This is a genomic window from Novosphingobium sp. BL-S-32 (assembly GCF_056857055.1).
On the sequence record NZ_CM166477.1, the window covers coordinates 1,448,953 to 1,462,894 of the forward strand.

Sequence of the window (13,942 nt, forward strand, 5' to 3'; positions counted from 1 at the left end):
CGGCGGGGCCCCTGCTCAAAAGGCCTCGGCAATACCCAGATAGACCGCTCTGGAATCCCGGCCGACCGCCAGATCCAGACGCAGGTTGATATTGGTCTTGCGCGAGGGCTGATAGCGCAGACCCACGCCACCGGCGGGAAGGAACTTGGTATCGTCCAGCCGGTCAAGACGCGGCGCGGTTCCGCCGATGCCGCCGAAAGCCACCGCGCCGAACCGGCCAAACAGTTGCCGCCGCCATTCGACCTGCATGGCCCAGCTCGCACGGTCGCGGTAGCGGCCCGTCTTGTAGCCCCTGAGGTCGTTCTTCTGCCCATAGAGGCACAAGTCGTAGAACGGCGCACCAGACGAAGCGCCGCAGAGGCCGCCGTGCAGCGCCCAGACCGTCTTGCTTCCGCTCGGCACGTACCAGCTGACGCCGGCCGTCAACTTGCGCGAAGTGAAGTCTCCTCCGAGCACTTTCAGGCTCAACAGCCATTCGGCATGGGCATAGACGCCGTGGCGTGGATTGAGTGAATTGTCCCGCGTGTCGTAAGTCACGACGGGGCCGATCTGGGCAAGGTCGGTATTCTCCTGACCCGGCGGGATCGCCAGATCCGGATAGGTCGGATCGAGGTCCTTCTGCGTGGCATCGACGCTGGCGTAGAACATCCGCACCCCGGCATAGAGCCCCGGCGCTACCCGAACCTGCCCCTGAAGCCGGACCACCGCGATCTTCTGGTGCAAGTTCGTGGAGATATTGCGGTCCCCCGCCTCGGGGCCGATGCCGTAGTAGTCCATGACCAGATCGCCTGCGCCCACGGCCGCACTCAAGCGGTAGCGATCGCCGTCAAGCGACATGCTGTGAAAGCCGCCCACCAGCCAGTTGCCATTGCTGGTCTTCATCGCCGCGCCACCGGTGATCCACGGCGACGGCGCGTTGTTCGGGTTGTAGAAGGCAACACCGGCCACGACCAGTCCCGTGCCGAGCGTGGGATTGGTGATCGGCAACGGTACGGCAAGGATGTCCTTTCCGCTCTTGCCGGGGGCTTCCTTACCGCTCACGGCTCTGGCGACCGCTTCGGCCTGTTCGTCCATATCGTCGATCTGGTCGCCCGGTCCGTCGGCCAGCGCGGGCGTGCTGACGCAGACCAGCATCGGCACGATGAGACAGCCCAAGCCCCGGCGCGGCGCGAGGGCTCCGCGAATGCGGGCCCACGCGCGTGGGCCCGGCGATGGCTGGTTGGCTGGCATCCCGCTTATCGGCCTAGGCCCTTCCCGCAGGCCATATAATCGGAAATTACCCTGAGCTTGCCGGGCATATCGCCGCAATGCGGCAAAAGGTCATGCCAGTACCTCGCAATCTCAGGTGAACTACCGATAGGTCGCCGCCCCAAGCGCCTTAAGCTTTGAAGTTCCGCAGCTTCATCCACGGCAGGGGGCGACGATTTCGGCATGGCACCATGGCAACACCGTTCGCTCGTACGAGTGCTCGCCCGGCTTGGCGCCGGTTCGCTTCTCGTCTTTCCCGCAAGCCTCGCGTGGGCGCAGGAGGCACCTGCCCCCGGTATGCAGCCGGTGACGGCCACGACCGCAGCACCTGCCGACACTGCGGCCGATACCACAGCCGACGGCGCTGCTCCTCAACCCAAGAAGGAATCGAAGTTCCACCGGATGTTCTTCGATGAGAAGGACGGAAAGTTCGACTTCTCGAACACGCTCGCCAAGGGCGGGTTTTTACCGATGCCGGTCATCATCACCGAACCGGCGGTGGACGGCGGCTTCGGCCTCATCGCTCAGTTCATCAAGCTGCCGAAGGACAGTAAGAGCGGTATAACGCGTACGATGGTCGGCGCGGTTAAGACCGGGAACGGCTCCTACGGCTATGGGTTCTTCCGCTCCGGATCGTGGTGGGACGGCAAAGTAAGCTACAAATTCGGTGTCGGCCGGGGCAAGATCAATCTCAACATCTACCCCGCCTTCCTGCCCGACGGCATCGAATATACCAACCGCTACGACTACGGCGCAGTCGGTTCGTTTCGCCTGCATCTGGCCGACCGGCGTTTCTCGTTCGGGCCGGTCTTCGACTTCCGCCAGCTCCATTCGAGCCTCGATTTCCAGCAGAATCCGGACGGGCCGAAGCTGCCCGACAGCTTCGCGCCCGATTTCGACCACAAGCTGAACACTGGCGCGCTGGGCTTCGGGGTGCATTTCGACAGTCGGGACAATGTGCTGTCGCCAACCGAGGGCTTGAATGTCTACGCAGAGGGAAAGTTCAATACGGGTGCCTTCGGCAGCGACCGCGACTTTCAGATATACGAGCTTCACGGCTACGGCTTTCACCGGCTCTCGCCGGCTTGGGACGTCGGCGCGAAGCTGGAGATTGATGCCGCGCGCAACAATTATCCGGTGTTCTTCGCGCCCGCCATCAACATTCGCGGGGTCGAGGCTTCGCGCTACCAAGGCGCCACCGCCTATAGCGGCGAACTGGAAGTGACGCGGCGGCTGAGCGACCGATGGTCGATCCTGGCCTTTGCCGGGCTTGGCTTTACCGATGACGGCGGCAAGCGGACCTTCGACAATTCAGGCGCGATCTTCGCCGGTGGCGGTGGTTTTCGCTATCGCCTTGCCCGGAAACTGGGCCTCGATGCGGGCATAGACGTGGCCTACGGACCGGGCGGCGCGGTGTTCTACCTGCAATTCGGCCACGCCTGGTCCTTCGGACTCGACTGACCCTGCAAAGGGTCAGTGTCCCTGCGGCACCGCTGCCGCGGCGGGCGCGCTTCCGAAGCTGCCCGGCGGCTGCGCCTTCATCATGTCCAGCAACTGGATCATCGGCTCCTGATCCTCGACAATGCCGCCTGATGTCGGACGGTCGATATCGATGACAAGCAGCAAGGCCCCGCCGAACAGCAAGAGCAGCATCGCGGCGCTGATCCGCCCCCGCCGTCCGGCCAGCACGTAGCCCAGCACCCCCCCGGCAGCGGTCTGATAGACCACCAGCAGGATGAATACTTCAAGCGGAACGTGCGCACGGCGCGCCTGCTGGCGCTTGGCATCGTCATCGATCATCTCGTTAATCGAGGAGATATAGGACGTGGAGAACGGCTTTCCGGCGATCGTCGGGAAGGCATCGACAGTATCCGACCAGAGCTGCGTGATCATCGCATTGCTGCGCCCCAACAGGTCCACCTGGCGCGGACCGATAGGTTCGCGGGCGAGCGCAATGCGGTTCTCCGTATAGTTGTGCAGCAAGGTACTGATCTTCGTGCGATGCGGCTCGTCGAGCAATTGGGTGCGCAAGTAGGCCGTGCCGATCGCATTGGACTCGTCCAGAACCATCGCGCGGCGGGTATCGAAGCGGTCGATCGCCAGGGCAAAAGTGAAACCGACCAGCAGCGCCAGCAGGCCCATCACGGCCGAAACGATATAGCCAAGCTCGGCATGATCGTCCTTGACCTGCTCATCCTCGTCTCCCGGGGCGCTACCGGCAGCCGCCGCTTTCCCGCGGCGCGTGACGCTGCGCAGCTTCCACCCGCTCCATGCCGCGACGATCATCGCGCCGTAGAGCACGATGCCGATGATCCAGATCGGGGTGACAAGCAACCAATGGCCTATTACCGACATAGCTGTGCTCCGTTGTCAGAAGTAACAGCTTGACACTCCCCCAATTCCCTCAATATCCGTAAAACCCTGGGAAATTCCAAGAAGGGATAGCGCCGTTCAAAAACATAAGAGGCGTGAGGGAAAACAGCATCGACACCATCGCAACTTCAGCAAGTCAGCTCAGCTCTTCTCCCTGTTTCTTTCAGATGCGGCCGGGGATTGCGCAGGCCGGGATGAGGGGTTTTCCCGATAGGCGACACAGTTCAATTGTCCGATGAAACATTTTCCGAACAGTTCAGGCCCGCACCGCGCGCCGCATCCACGAGGAGGCGATGAGTAGCCCAGTCAGGCGTATCGTAATAGCGGACGACCACGAGGCTATTCGTCTCGGTGTGCGATCCACATTGTCCGTAAATCCCGACTGGCGGATCGTCGGGGAGGCTTCCAATGGGAGGGATGCACTTGAACTGATCAGATCGACACAGCCTGACATCGCCATTCTCGACTTTTCACTGCCGATGATGAACGGCCTCGAAATAACAAGAGCGGTGAAGCGGGAACTTCCACGTGTCGAAATACTCATCTTCACCATGCATGATCGCGAAGATATTCTGGCGGAACTACTGACGGCCGGTGTGCGCGGCTATCTGCTCAAGTCGGATGCGACCAAGCACCTGATCTCGGCAGTCGAAGCGCTGGCAGTGCGACGCCCTTACTTCTCCGGGAATGTCTCGCAGACACTGCTCGACCGCTTCGTAGAGGCGTCCACGCGCAGTTCCAGTAGCTCGCAACTGACCACGCGCGAGCGGGAGATCGTCCAGTTGATCGCCGAAGGGCGGTTGAACAAGGAGATTGCAGGAATTCTGGGGCTCAGCATCAAGACGGTCGAGACGCACCGCGCCTCGGCCATGCATAAGCTGGATATCAAGACTACCGCCGGGCTGGTGCGCTATGCCGTGCGCAACAACATTATCGAGCCCTGATCGCGGGGCCCTGATCAGCGCACTCTACGTGGCCCTTAGCCACTGCCCGCGATCGCGGGCATGACGTTCATAACGCGCAAGACATCGGCCTGACGCGGCACGGTTTGCGCGCGAAGCGGGAACGCATCCCGGTCTTCGAACAGGGCAGCGTCCATCGCGCAATCGTTGCCAAGCCGTCGCGGCGCGATCGCGGTGACCACGGTCCCGTCGTGGTTCGAACGGACCGTGAAGCGGCCGCACAGGCCCGCCATGCGGGCATGCATCCCGTTCAGGCCGACTCCGCAGTCACGCGGATCCACCGGCGGCTTCGTCCCATGACCATCCGAGGGTCCATAGTCCCGCACACACAGGACGATCCAGTTGCGCCGGGATGTAAGGCGCACTTGCGCACTGCAGGCGCCGCTATGCTTGAAGACGTTCATTAACGCTGCCTGTGCCACGCGGAACAGCGACAGCTCCGTTTCATGGCAGGCGCCAGGTTTATAACCACATGTGTCGAATTCCACGTCGATCCCGGTGCGTGCGGCCATGCCGGAGACGAGTGTATCCAGCGCGTCGGCAAGTCCCAATTTCTCCAGTTCGGGGGGATGTAGTAGGTAGCTGAAACAGCGGATCTGCCGCTGGAGTTCACCGATCGTGCTTTTCGCGCTGCGGTGTGCACGCTCGCGATACTCGGCCCTGCCGTCGTGCAGGGACTGCAATTCGAGTTCCAGGATGAAAAGGTTCTGCGCCAGCACGTCATGAAGATCGCGCGCCAGCCGCCGTCGTTCATCGTCGCGTGCCCTTAGCAAGGTTACACGGACGTCTTCCGGCGTGCAGGTTTCGGCAGCAAGCGCATCGACCGACATGTCGCCGGCCAGACGCTCGATGAGATAAGAGAGTTCGCTGAAAGCCATTTGGGCGCCTCGATGTTGTAAATCACATCACAATCGACAGCGCGACCCCTGATTTTTTTCCTATTGCAACTTTTACATCACCCACCCAACGATCAAAAATTAAGTCATTTTCCAGTCCCTTTGCAAATTTCCCGATGGATAGCCGCGGAGCCGAATTGCCTACACGGCGGTGTCATCGACCGGGCGCACGACACAGCGAAAGCCGACATGGCTGGTCGACGTGTCGATCGGCTGCGCATGGCGCGCGGCGGGCCGATAGCGGCGGCAATAATTGGGTGCGCAGAGGTGAGAGCCCCCCTTGAGCACCTTGCGCGGAATGGGAATCTCGGGCTGCGCCGGATCGAAACTGCGTTCACGTGCAGCGCCTTGCGGATTGCGCGGGGCGCAGCAAGGCTTGGTCGTCACGACCTCATGCACTGCCGCGAAGTAATCGCTCGTCCATTCCCAGACGTTGCCGATCATGTCGAAAATGCCGTAGCCGTTGGCCGGAAACGCATCCACCGGCGAGGTACGCAGATAGCCGTCCTCCAGCAGGTTCTCACTCGGGAAATTCCCCTGCCAGGTGTTGGCCATCGGCCGCCCATTGGGCATCAGTTCGTGGCCCCAAGCGAATTCGGCGCGTTCCAGGCCACCGCGCGCGGCCAGTTCCCATTCAGCCTCGGTGGCAAGCGATTTGCCCGCCCATTTCGCGTAAGCCAGAACGTCGTCATAGGAAACGTGGACCACCGGGTGGTTTTCCAGCCCCTCGATCGATGAGCCAGGCCCCAACGGATGGCGCCAGTCCGCCTCGAAGCGGTAGTCCCACCAATAACCGATGTTGTCGAGGGGTACCGGCCGGTCAGGTTGCGAAAACACAAGCGAGGCGGGCCGCAGCATTTCCGGAATAGCGCCCGGGTAGTCGGCCGAATTCGGCGCGATTTCCGCCGTCGTGACATATCCCGTCGCATAAACGAAAGCAGCGAAGTCCCGATTGGTGACCGGCGTCGCGTCGATCCAGAAACCGTCGACGTTCACAGGATGGGCGGGCGCTTCTTCGGGATAGTGCTCGTCGGAACCCATCCAGTAGGTTCCTCCGGGCACGAAGACCATTCCGTCAGTGGCCACTGCGGCAGGGGCCTGCATGGCCGTATCGGAAGCTTCCCGCACCGAAATCCTCCTGATGGTTTACCCAAGGCCCACGGTACACCCTAAGTACGCGGACCTAATTTCAGTAGTGTTACCATCAGTAATTGCCCTTTGTCATCGGTAATAACCCCTAGACCGCAATTGACGCGATTGCATTTTTCCCTTCGACGTACTCAGGGAACGGATCATCCGAATGCCGAGATATCAAATACCACGCTCACCAATGCGAAGAGCCCGACAATCATCAATCCAATCGCCACAACGAGCGTAACGGAGATCGGATAGGCGCTGTCTCCGTGCAGCAATCCGTCAGCGATCATCTCTTTCCGGCGGGCCCGCAATTCGTTGGCGAACTGGATGTGCCGCCAGATCCCGCCGACAAGAATAATCATCCCGAGAACGATCAGGGTGCCGCCAAAGTTTCCGGGCGCGCGGGAATTGGTGATGGTCCCGGCGTCTGCGAGTCGCTTGAAGGCCTGAAAGATCGTGAAACCGAAGCCGATCATGGACAAGGACGTACGGATTTCCGACATCAGCGTCCGATCCGCCGACATCCGTGTGCGCTGGATCGACATCCCGGTTCGCCGCGTCGACATCTCAGTGCGGTTTTCCGACAGGTCTGTGCGGTGCCGCGAAAGGTCGGTGCGGTATTCCGAGAGATCGGTGCGATGCTCGGAAAGCCCGGTGCGATGCCGCGACAGGCCAGTGCGGAAGTGCGAATAGATCGTCGACGCTTCTTCGGATTTCGCCGTACCGACATCCGGCATCGGCGGAACCGGCGTTTCCGTGAATCGATCCGGGCGGATGAGCGGCGTTTCCTTGGGTGATTGGGCCATGCGTGTGCGTTCCCTGATGTCGTTGGGGGTTGAGTTGGCACGAGACTAGGCACTTTTCCCCTCAGGGAACTGGCTCGACAATCAGGGTAATTCCCCAGCCCGTGGCGGGCTTGCCCTTAAAGCCGGCCTTCTGTCGCAATCGCGAAAATGCCGCCGATTCAATGCGCGGGGTTCCATCCCCCCAAGCCTAGGGAAAACACCAATGGCATGTCCGCACCGGTGCCGGACAATGGCGGATCGAAAATCGGCCAAAAACATGGCCGCCTCAGGGATCTCAGGAGGTGCAGATGACATCGCATACATGGACGTCACGACTTGCACTCCTTGCGCTTGCGGGAATCGGCCTTGCCCCTGTGGCGGTGCACGCGCAGGACGATAAGCCCGCGCCCGCCACCGTAAGCGACAATGCCGCCACACCGGCCTCCGATGCCCACGCGCTGGCCCAACAACTCGCCAACCCCGTCTCGAACCTCATTTCGGTGCCGTTCCAGACGAACTACGACTGCTGCTACGGCCCGCATGGCGGCGATCGCTTCACTCTCAACTTTCAACCGGTGATTCCCGTCAGTGTGGGCAGCAACTGGAACCTCATCATCCGGACCATCCTGCCGTTCATCAGCGAGGGTTCCACTGTCAGAGGCGAGGACGGCGCAACAGGCTTCGGCGATACTACGCAGAGCTTCTTCCTGTCCCCCAAGCAGGCCAGAAACGGCCTGGTCTGGGGCGTGGGCCCGGCAATCCTGTGGCCATCCGGGGCCGACGCCTTCAGCGCGCGCAAGTTCGGCGCCGGTCCGACCGCCGTCGTGCTCAAGCAGGGACATGGCCTGACCTTCGGCATTCTCGCCAACCACATCTGGTCGTTTGCCGGCCAGTCTTCCGGCACGGACGTCAGCCAGACTTTCCTCCAGCCGTTTGTCACGCACACCATGCCGGATTCCACCAGCTTCACGCTCAACACCGAGACCACGTACGACTGGAAGGCGAAGAACTGGGTAGTCCCGATCAATTTCTCGGTGGGTCATGTGGTCAAGTTCGGCAAGCAGCCTGTCAACCTCACGGTCGGCGCGCGCTACTATGCGGAACGCCCGGTGGGCGGCCCCGAGTGGGGCGCGCGCTTTGTCGTCACGTTCCTGTTTCCGAAATGAAATGAAGCCGGGCCATAGGCCCGGCTCCGGAAATCGCTGGCAGGCCTCTCAGCGTCAGAAAGAGGCCTGAAGCTGCACGGCGGGACCGTATAGCTTGTAGCGCACACGGCCGTTCCAGCTGTCCTTGTCGACCCCCAGCCGGTAGTCAACGTAGCGATAGGCCACGCCGATCGCGACATTCTTCAGGACATTGTAATTCGCGCCGGCCTGAAAATTTAGCAGACGGCCATCGTAATCGCCGATGTTGAGCGAAAGATAGTCCGCCCTTGCGTTCAGCTCGACGCGCGGGGCAACCTTGTAGGTGCCGAACAGACCAAGTGTCGGCAATGGCGCGAGAGCCTTGCGCCGCCGGACTTCGGATTGGGCGGTCTCATTCCCGACAGACCCCTCACCCGCAATGGAGATGACGAAATCGGTGGCGTGCAGACCAATCCCCGCCCCCAGTTCGAGATCCGGCTTCTTGACGATCGCATAGCCAATCGTCAGGCGATAGATCGTGCTGTCGAAACCACTGCTGACGTGCGCGGCTGTCGGGTAGGTTACGCCGTCGAACGTTATGTCGTTCGCCAGCGAGACTTCGCCATTGCGCTTGAGCTTGTAGTAATCGGCGCCGACGATGAACCTGCCGAACCGGGCGCCGCCGGTGATGGAGGGCAGCACATCGTTCTTGTCCAGCTTGAGATCCTTTTCCAGACTGATGTCGGTGCTGGGAAGGACCTGGGCCGGCGTGGAAACGCGGACATTGGTGGCGACCCGCGGAAAATAGGCCATCCCGCTGATCCAGTAATTGTTATCGAGCGTCTGCGCATGCGCGGGCAACTGGCACGCGCATGTCGCCACGACCGCACCGAGCATTCCTGCCGCCCGCCGGCGACGGGCCACAGCAAACCGCGCCTGACTTGTCGCCACGCCGACTGGACGCAAGCGGTTGGAAATCACTTCGACTATTTCGTTTCCCATGGTCGGCTCCTGACAGGATGGGGCAACTGGAAATGGACGCTTGATCACGGTGGCAATTTATCAGGCAAAGCCAAGAATTTGAAGCTATCTCAAGAGTTCTTGATTGATACGAGAATATGTTCCGCCCGGCACCGCGCGTATCGGGGCTTACCCTAGGACTACCTAGGGTAAGCCCCTAAGCCCGGCGCCCGCATTCGCTACGGAAAACACGTGCAATCCCGGCATGTCATCCGCGATACCCCGTAATCGTCACGGCTGCGAGCCGGGGAACGCCCGGCGGGGTTCCCAAGGGTTTATCCCGATAAAGCACCACTATTCGAGTGTGTAGATTCGCAGCCGAAGATAGGCCTGCGGAGAACAAACATGAGGGCACTATACAGGGCATCGGCCGCGTTGGCGGTCCTGTCGCTCGGACTGCCCGGAGCGGCGCACGCGACCGAGGGCGGAACTTCGCTCTACCTCCTGGGTTCCGGCGGTCCGGGAACCGCCGTGATGCCCCCGGTCGAGGGCGTTTTCTACGACAAGACGATCTACGTCTACGACGGCAGCATCAGCGCGAAGCGGGAGTTTCCGATCAACGGCAACGTCGTGGCCGGCCTTGACGCCACGATCGTCGCCGATTTCGAGACGATCCTGCTGGTGCCCTCAACGAATTTCCTTGGCGGCACGATTGCCATCGGCGGCATCATGCCGTTCGGCGCGCCGATGATGAATGCGGACGCGGTGCTGACGGGCCCGAACGGCGGCGTCTTTTCGGCGAACCGGCGCGATACCGCGCTCACTACCGGCGATCCGGTCGGCACGGTAATGCTCGGCTGGCATGGCAAGAAGATGCATTTCCAGCTCGCTACGCTGGTCAACTTTCCAGTCGGCAATTACCGCGAGGGCCAACTCGCCAACCTGTCGTTTCACCGTTGGGCGGTTGACCAGTCTCTCGCTGTCAGCTGGCACGATGCGGATTCCGGCTGGGACGTTTCCGCCAAGGGTGGATACACTTTCAACGGCAGGAACGACGTGACCGACTATAGCAGCGGCGACGAGATCCATCTGGAAGGCGCCGTGGAAAAGGCGCTGTCGAAGAAGTTCTCGCTGGGCGCGCAGGCCTATTACCAGAAGCAGGTGACCGGCGATAACGGCATCCTCGGCCCTTTCAAGGGCGAGGCGGTGGCGGTGGGCGGCACGGCGGCGCTCAACGTCGTCATGGCGCGCACGCCCGCGACCTTCCGCGCGCGCATCATGCACGAACTCGACACCACCAACCGCCTCAAGGGCGACTCGTTCTGGCTGGACTTCACGATCCCGCTGAAAATGAACATCCCCAAGCAATAAAGGCCCGGAGGACGCCGCAGATGGAAGACACACTTCGCCTCTTTGCCTCATCCTCCGCGCTCATTCTGGAGACGGTGGTCGCGCTCATCGTGGTCTACGGCGCGGCCGAGGCGCTGGTCCGCATGGCCGTACGCCTCACCCGCCGCCCCAACGCATGGACGCGCCGCCAGGTCTGGATGCAGTTCGCGCAGTGGATCGTGCTGGCGCTGGAATTCGCGCTGGGCGCCGACATCATCAGGACGGCCATCGCGCCGACCTGGGACGATGTTGGCAAGCTGGCGGCGATCGCCGCGATCCGCACAGGCCTCAGCTTTTTCCTTGAGCGCGACATCGACGAATTCGCGCCCGAAAAGGAAGCCATGGCCGCGGCGGCGAGAGCGGAAGAAATCCGCTCCTGACAAGGAAACAACAGGCCCCGGCCAAAGGGTTCTAACCCTGCCGCCTCAGCAAAAACCCCGATGGGGTTTCCCGATGGAACGCAGATAGTGCGAGAGTTCACGCGGCGTCTGTCACGCTTCGCTCCTTTTGTCCGGCCCGCGATATTGAAATCGAAACCGAAACACCGATCAAGGAAAGGAAGAGGTCATGGCCAGTCCCGGCTCACTGCGTTCCGGCTCTTTACGTTCAGGTCCACTGCGGCGCGGCCTTCTGGTCATCGCGATACTTGGCACCGCGGCAGGTGCGAGTTTCCCCGCGCAGGCCCAAAGCGCCGCGTCATCGGCGGCGAGCGCAGATGCCAGCGCCCCCATTGATCCGGCCGCCATGGCGGCTGTCGACAAGATGAGCGCCGCGCTTCAGGCGCTGTCCTCGTTCCACGTCCGGTCCGACGTCACCACCGAAGTGGTGCTGGTGACCGGGCAGAAGATCCAGTTCGGCGGAACGGTCGACACGTTCGTGCGCCGGCCCAATGCGTTCAGGATCATCGTCGCCGCCGACACCCGTTCGCGCGAGATGTATTATGACGGCAAGACCTTCACGATCTTCGCGCCGAAGCTGGGTTATTATGCCGACTTCGCCGCACCTTCGACGATCGGCCTGACCGTCGACAAGGCGCAGACCCAATTCGATATCGAGATCCCGCTGGCGGACCTGTTCACCTGGAGCACCGACCAGAAGATCCGCTCCCGCATTCAGGAGGCGATGATCGTCCGGCCCGAGCAGGTCGGCGGCAAGCAGTGCATGCACTATGCGTTCCGGCAGGAACACGTCGACTGGCAACTGTGGATCGATCAGGGATCGCAAGGTCTGCCCTGCAAGATCGTGATCACCAACAAGGACGATCCGACGATGCCGCAGTACACGGCCCTGCTGACCTGGGACCTGACTCCGCTTTCGCCGAGTGAGAACTTTACCTTCGTGCCGCCGTCTGGTGCCAATCGCATCAACATTGCCGATGTCTCGAAGATGACGCCTGCCAAGGGAGAAGGACAATGAGCATGATGCTGAACGGCGGCGTGGCACTGGCTGCATCGCTTGCGCTGGCCTTCGAGGGAGCGCCGCTCGCCGCGCCCGCTTCCCATGGCGTCAGAACTTCGCTTGACGGCGCGGGCGCCCTGCCTGTTGCCGAGCTTGCTCCCAAGCGTGGAGGCGGCGGCGGACATGCCGGAGGCGGGAGACCTGCCGGCGGCGGCGGCCATGCCGGCGGCGGCGCACATCCGAACATGGGCGGCGGCGGCCGTCCCGCCGCGCGCGGCGGGGCTTCAAGCAACATCAACCACAACGCCAACCGGAACGTGAATCGCAACGTCAACCGGAATGTCAATCGCGACGTCAACGTCAACGTCCACAATGACTATCACGGTCATGGCGACTGGGACGATTGGGACGATCACTGGCACCCGGCCGCGACGATCGCGACGGCCGCCGTCACCGCCGCCGTCGTGGGCAGCATCGTACGGTCGGTTCCGCCCAGCTGCTCGACCGTCGTGGTCAACGGTATCAGCTACTCGCAATGCGGCAACACCTGGTATCAACCGCAATATGCGGGATCGTCGGTCCAGTACGTCGTCGTCAATCCGCCGCGCTGGGGGCCCTGACGCCGCTCCGCGCAGGGCTACGGGAGCAACGATATGAGCCTTCTCGTCGTCGTCAAGCTCGCCACGGTCCTGAGCGTGGTGCTCCTGCTCTTCGCGCTGGCCCTGCGCGCCAAAGTGAGTGACCTGATGTATCTGGTCATTCACTGGCGGCTGGGCCTCGGTGCTTTCGTGGCCATGTTCGTGCTGGTCCCGGCCGCGGCGTTCCTGATGATCTACCTTGTGGATTTGCCCCGGCCGGTGGTCATCGCCGTTGCGGCGATGGCGCTCTCTCCGCTGCCGCCGATCCTGCCCGGCAAGCAGATCAAGGCCGGCGGCGAGAGCTGTTATGTAACTGGCCTCCTGTTCGGGGCGACGATCGTTTCGCTGTTCGTCGCCCCGATCGGGATTGCCATCGCCTCGCGCATCTTTTCGCTCGACGTTTCGATATCGCCGCTCGCGCTGGTCAAGCCGCTGGCGATTTCGGTGCTGATCCCGCTCGTCCTCGGCCTGATGGCGCAGCCCCTGTTCGGCTGCGCGGTGCCGCGCGTCAGCGCAATCGTCAGCAAGGTGGGCACCATTTTGCTGTTGCTGGTGGTGGTCGCTTTCGTCATCATTCTCGCACCCGCGTTTTGGAGGCTGGTGGGTAACGGAACGCTGGTCGCTTTTGCGGTGATGGCCGTGGTCGGCCTTGCTGCGGGCTATTGGCTGGGCGGCCCCGATCGCGGCGACAAGGCCGCACTCTCTTTGGCCGCATCGACGCGCCATCCCGGCGTCGCGCTTGCCATCGTTACCCAGACCATACCCAATGTGCCGCTGGTTCCGGCAGCGGTGGTGCTGTCGCTGGTCGTCTCGACCCTGATCGGCATTCCGTTCCTGCACTATCTCAGCAGGAAGAGCGCCGGAAGTCTCGCCTAAAGAACTAGCAGAAAGCGGCGCCGGATGAACGCGCGCCGTTTCGAGAGTGCGGTTAACGCTCTTCGCTACCCCTTTCCCGCTTCGTCGCCCCCAAAAAAAAACGCCGAGATGGCGGGCTCTTGGGCTAACATTCGCACAAAGAAAAGGCGCTGCGAG

At 62.0% G+C, this 13,942-nt stretch carries 14 protein-coding genes; 8 read left to right on the top strand and 6 right to left on the bottom strand.

Annotated elements, in window-relative coordinates; genetic code table 11:
* Positions 1 to 15 precede the first annotated feature (15 nt).
* Complete coding sequence (locus AC1VVK_RS22940; protein WP_482905482.1) at positions 16 to 1,155, bottom strand: BamA/TamA family outer membrane protein; 1,140 nt, start codon at positions 1,153 to 1,155, stop codon at positions 16 to 18.
* Between the two features lie 276 nt (positions 1,156 to 1,431).
* On the opposite strand from AC1VVK_RS22940, the gene AC1VVK_RS22945 reads away from it, so the two are divergent.
* Positions 1,432 to 2,709 (top strand): BamA/TamA family outer membrane protein, encoded by a 1,278-nt coding sequence (locus AC1VVK_RS22945; protein WP_482905483.1) that lies wholly within the window; start codon positions 1,432 to 1,434, stop codon positions 2,707 to 2,709.
* Positions 2,710 to 2,721: 12 nt separating this feature from the next.
* Here AC1VVK_RS22945 and AC1VVK_RS22950 read toward each other — a convergent pair whose 3' ends face one another.
* Complete coding sequence (locus AC1VVK_RS22950; RefSeq protein WP_482905484.1) at positions 2,722 to 3,603, bottom strand: bestrophin-like domain; 882 nt, start codon at positions 3,601 to 3,603, stop codon at positions 2,722 to 2,724.
* 383 nt (positions 3,604 to 3,986) lie between these two features.
* Here AC1VVK_RS22950 and AC1VVK_RS22955 point away from each other — a divergent pair, with 383 nt between their 5' ends.
* Positions 3,987 to 4,565, top strand: a complete 579-nt coding sequence (locus AC1VVK_RS22955) for a response regulator (RefSeq protein WP_482905485.1) — start codon at positions 3,987 to 3,989, stop codon at positions 4,563 to 4,565.
* A 35-nt stretch (positions 4,566 to 4,600) separates the two neighbouring features.
* On the opposite strand, the gene AC1VVK_RS22960 is transcribed toward AC1VVK_RS22955, so the two are convergent.
* The 3 genes from AC1VVK_RS22960 to AC1VVK_RS22970 all read right to left on the bottom strand — a co-directional run bounded on the left by AC1VVK_RS22960 (position 4,601) and on the right by AC1VVK_RS22970 (position 7,353).
* Positions 4,601 to 5,461, bottom strand: a complete 861-nt coding sequence (locus tag AC1VVK_RS22960) for a sensor histidine kinase (RefSeq protein WP_482905486.1) — start codon at positions 5,459 to 5,461, stop codon at positions 4,601 to 4,603.
* Between the two features lie 159 nt (positions 5,462 to 5,620).
* Positions 5,621 to 6,550, bottom strand: coding sequence for a formylglycine-generating enzyme family protein (locus tag AC1VVK_RS22965; protein ID WP_482906761.1), 930 nt, complete (start codon positions 6,548 to 6,550; stop codon positions 5,621 to 5,623).
* Between the two features lie 221 nt (positions 6,551 to 6,771).
* Complete coding sequence (locus AC1VVK_RS22970) at positions 6,772 to 7,353, bottom strand: YidH family protein (protein ID WP_482905487.1); 582 nt, start codon at positions 7,351 to 7,353, stop codon at positions 6,772 to 6,774.
* 356 nt (positions 7,354 to 7,709) lie between these two features.
* Here AC1VVK_RS22970 and AC1VVK_RS22975 point away from each other — a divergent pair, with 356 nt between their 5' ends.
* Positions 7,710 to 8,567: a hypothetical protein gene (locus AC1VVK_RS22975; protein ID WP_482905488.1), complete on the top strand. Its 858-nt coding sequence runs from the start codon at positions 7,710 to 7,712 to the stop codon at positions 8,565 to 8,567.
* 54 nt (positions 8,568 to 8,621) lie between these two features.
* Here AC1VVK_RS22975 and AC1VVK_RS22980 read toward each other — a convergent pair whose 3' ends face one another.
* The gene (locus AC1VVK_RS22980) at positions 8,622 to 9,527 is read right to left on the bottom strand and encodes a hypothetical protein (RefSeq protein ID WP_482905489.1); all 906 of its coding nucleotides are present in this window, start codon (positions 9,525 to 9,527) and stop codon (positions 8,622 to 8,624) included.
* Positions 9,528 to 9,890: 363 nt separating this feature from the next.
* Between AC1VVK_RS22980 and AC1VVK_RS22985 the strand changes: the two genes are divergently transcribed.
* The 5 genes from AC1VVK_RS22985 to AC1VVK_RS23005 all read left to right on the top strand — a co-directional run bounded on the left by AC1VVK_RS22985 (position 9,891) and on the right by AC1VVK_RS23005 (position 13,786).
* On the top strand, positions 9,891 to 10,856 hold the full coding sequence (locus tag AC1VVK_RS22985; protein ID WP_482905490.1) for a SphA family protein: 966 nt from the start codon (positions 9,891 to 9,893) through the stop codon (positions 10,854 to 10,856).
* A gap of 20 nt (positions 10,857 to 10,876) precedes the next feature.
* The gene (locus AC1VVK_RS22990; RefSeq protein WP_132386267.1) at positions 10,877 to 11,254 is read left to right on the top strand and encodes a DUF1622 domain-containing protein; all 378 of its coding nucleotides are present in this window, start codon (positions 10,877 to 10,879) and stop codon (positions 11,252 to 11,254) included.
* A 187-nt stretch (positions 11,255 to 11,441) separates the two neighbouring features.
* On the top strand, positions 11,442 to 12,290 hold the full coding sequence (locus tag AC1VVK_RS22995) for a DUF2092 domain-containing protein (RefSeq protein ID WP_482905491.1): 849 nt from the start codon (positions 11,442 to 11,444) through the stop codon (positions 12,288 to 12,290).
* On the top strand, positions 12,287 to 12,892 hold the full coding sequence (locus tag AC1VVK_RS23000) for a hypothetical protein (protein ID WP_482905492.1): 606 nt from the start codon (positions 12,287 to 12,289) through the stop codon (positions 12,890 to 12,892). Before AC1VVK_RS22995 ends, AC1VVK_RS23000 begins: the two co-directional genes overlap by 4 nt.
* A 33-nt stretch (positions 12,893 to 12,925) precedes the next feature.
* Positions 12,926 to 13,786 (top strand): bile acid:sodium symporter, encoded by an 861-nt coding sequence (locus AC1VVK_RS23005; RefSeq protein WP_482905493.1) that lies wholly within the window; start codon positions 12,926 to 12,928, stop codon positions 13,784 to 13,786.
* Positions 13,787 to 13,942: the final 156 nt, after the last annotated feature.

Excerpts from the sequence above, each read along its gene's own strand:
- AC1VVK_RS23000 (WP_482905492.1), top strand. The coding sequence starts at position 12,287 with ATGAGCATGATGCTGAACGGCGGCGTGGCACTGGCTGCATCGCTTGCG.
- AC1VVK_RS22985 (WP_482905490.1), top strand. The coding sequence starts at position 9,891 with ATGAGGGCACTATACAGGGCATCGGCCGCGTTGGCGGTCCTGTCGCTC.
- AC1VVK_RS22990 (WP_132386267.1), top strand. The coding sequence starts at position 10,877 with ATGGAAGACACACTTCGCCTCTTTGCCTCATCCTCCGCGCTCATTCTG.
- AC1VVK_RS22970 (WP_482905487.1), bottom strand. The coding sequence starts at position 7,353 with ATGCCGGATGTCGGTACGGCGAAATCCGAAGAAGCGTCGACGATCTAT.
- AC1VVK_RS22980 (WP_482905489.1), bottom strand. The coding sequence starts at position 9,527 with ATGGGAAACGAAATAGTCGAAGTGATTTCCAACCGCTTGCGTCCAGTC.
- AC1VVK_RS22960 (WP_482905486.1), bottom strand. The coding sequence starts at position 5,461 with ATGGCTTTCAGCGAACTCTCTTATCTCATCGAGCGTCTGGCCGGCGAC.
- AC1VVK_RS22950 (WP_482905484.1), bottom strand. The coding sequence starts at position 3,603 with ATGTCGGTAATAGGCCATTGGTTGCTTGTCACCCCGATCTGGATCATC.
- AC1VVK_RS22995 (WP_482905491.1), top strand. The coding sequence starts at position 11,442 with ATGGCCAGTCCCGGCTCACTGCGTTCCGGCTCTTTACGTTCAGGTCCA.
- AC1VVK_RS23005 (WP_482905493.1), top strand. The coding sequence starts at position 12,926 with ATGAGCCTTCTCGTCGTCGTCAAGCTCGCCACGGTCCTGAGCGTGGTG.
- AC1VVK_RS22965 (WP_482906761.1), bottom strand. The coding sequence starts at position 6,550 with ATGGTCTTCGTGCCCGGAGGAACCTACTGGATGGGTTCCGACGAGCAC.
- AC1VVK_RS22975 (WP_482905488.1), top strand. The coding sequence starts at position 7,710 with ATGACATCGCATACATGGACGTCACGACTTGCACTCCTTGCGCTTGCG.
- AC1VVK_RS22945 (WP_482905483.1), top strand. The coding sequence starts at position 1,432 with ATGGCACCATGGCAACACCGTTCGCTCGTACGAGTGCTCGCCCGGCTT.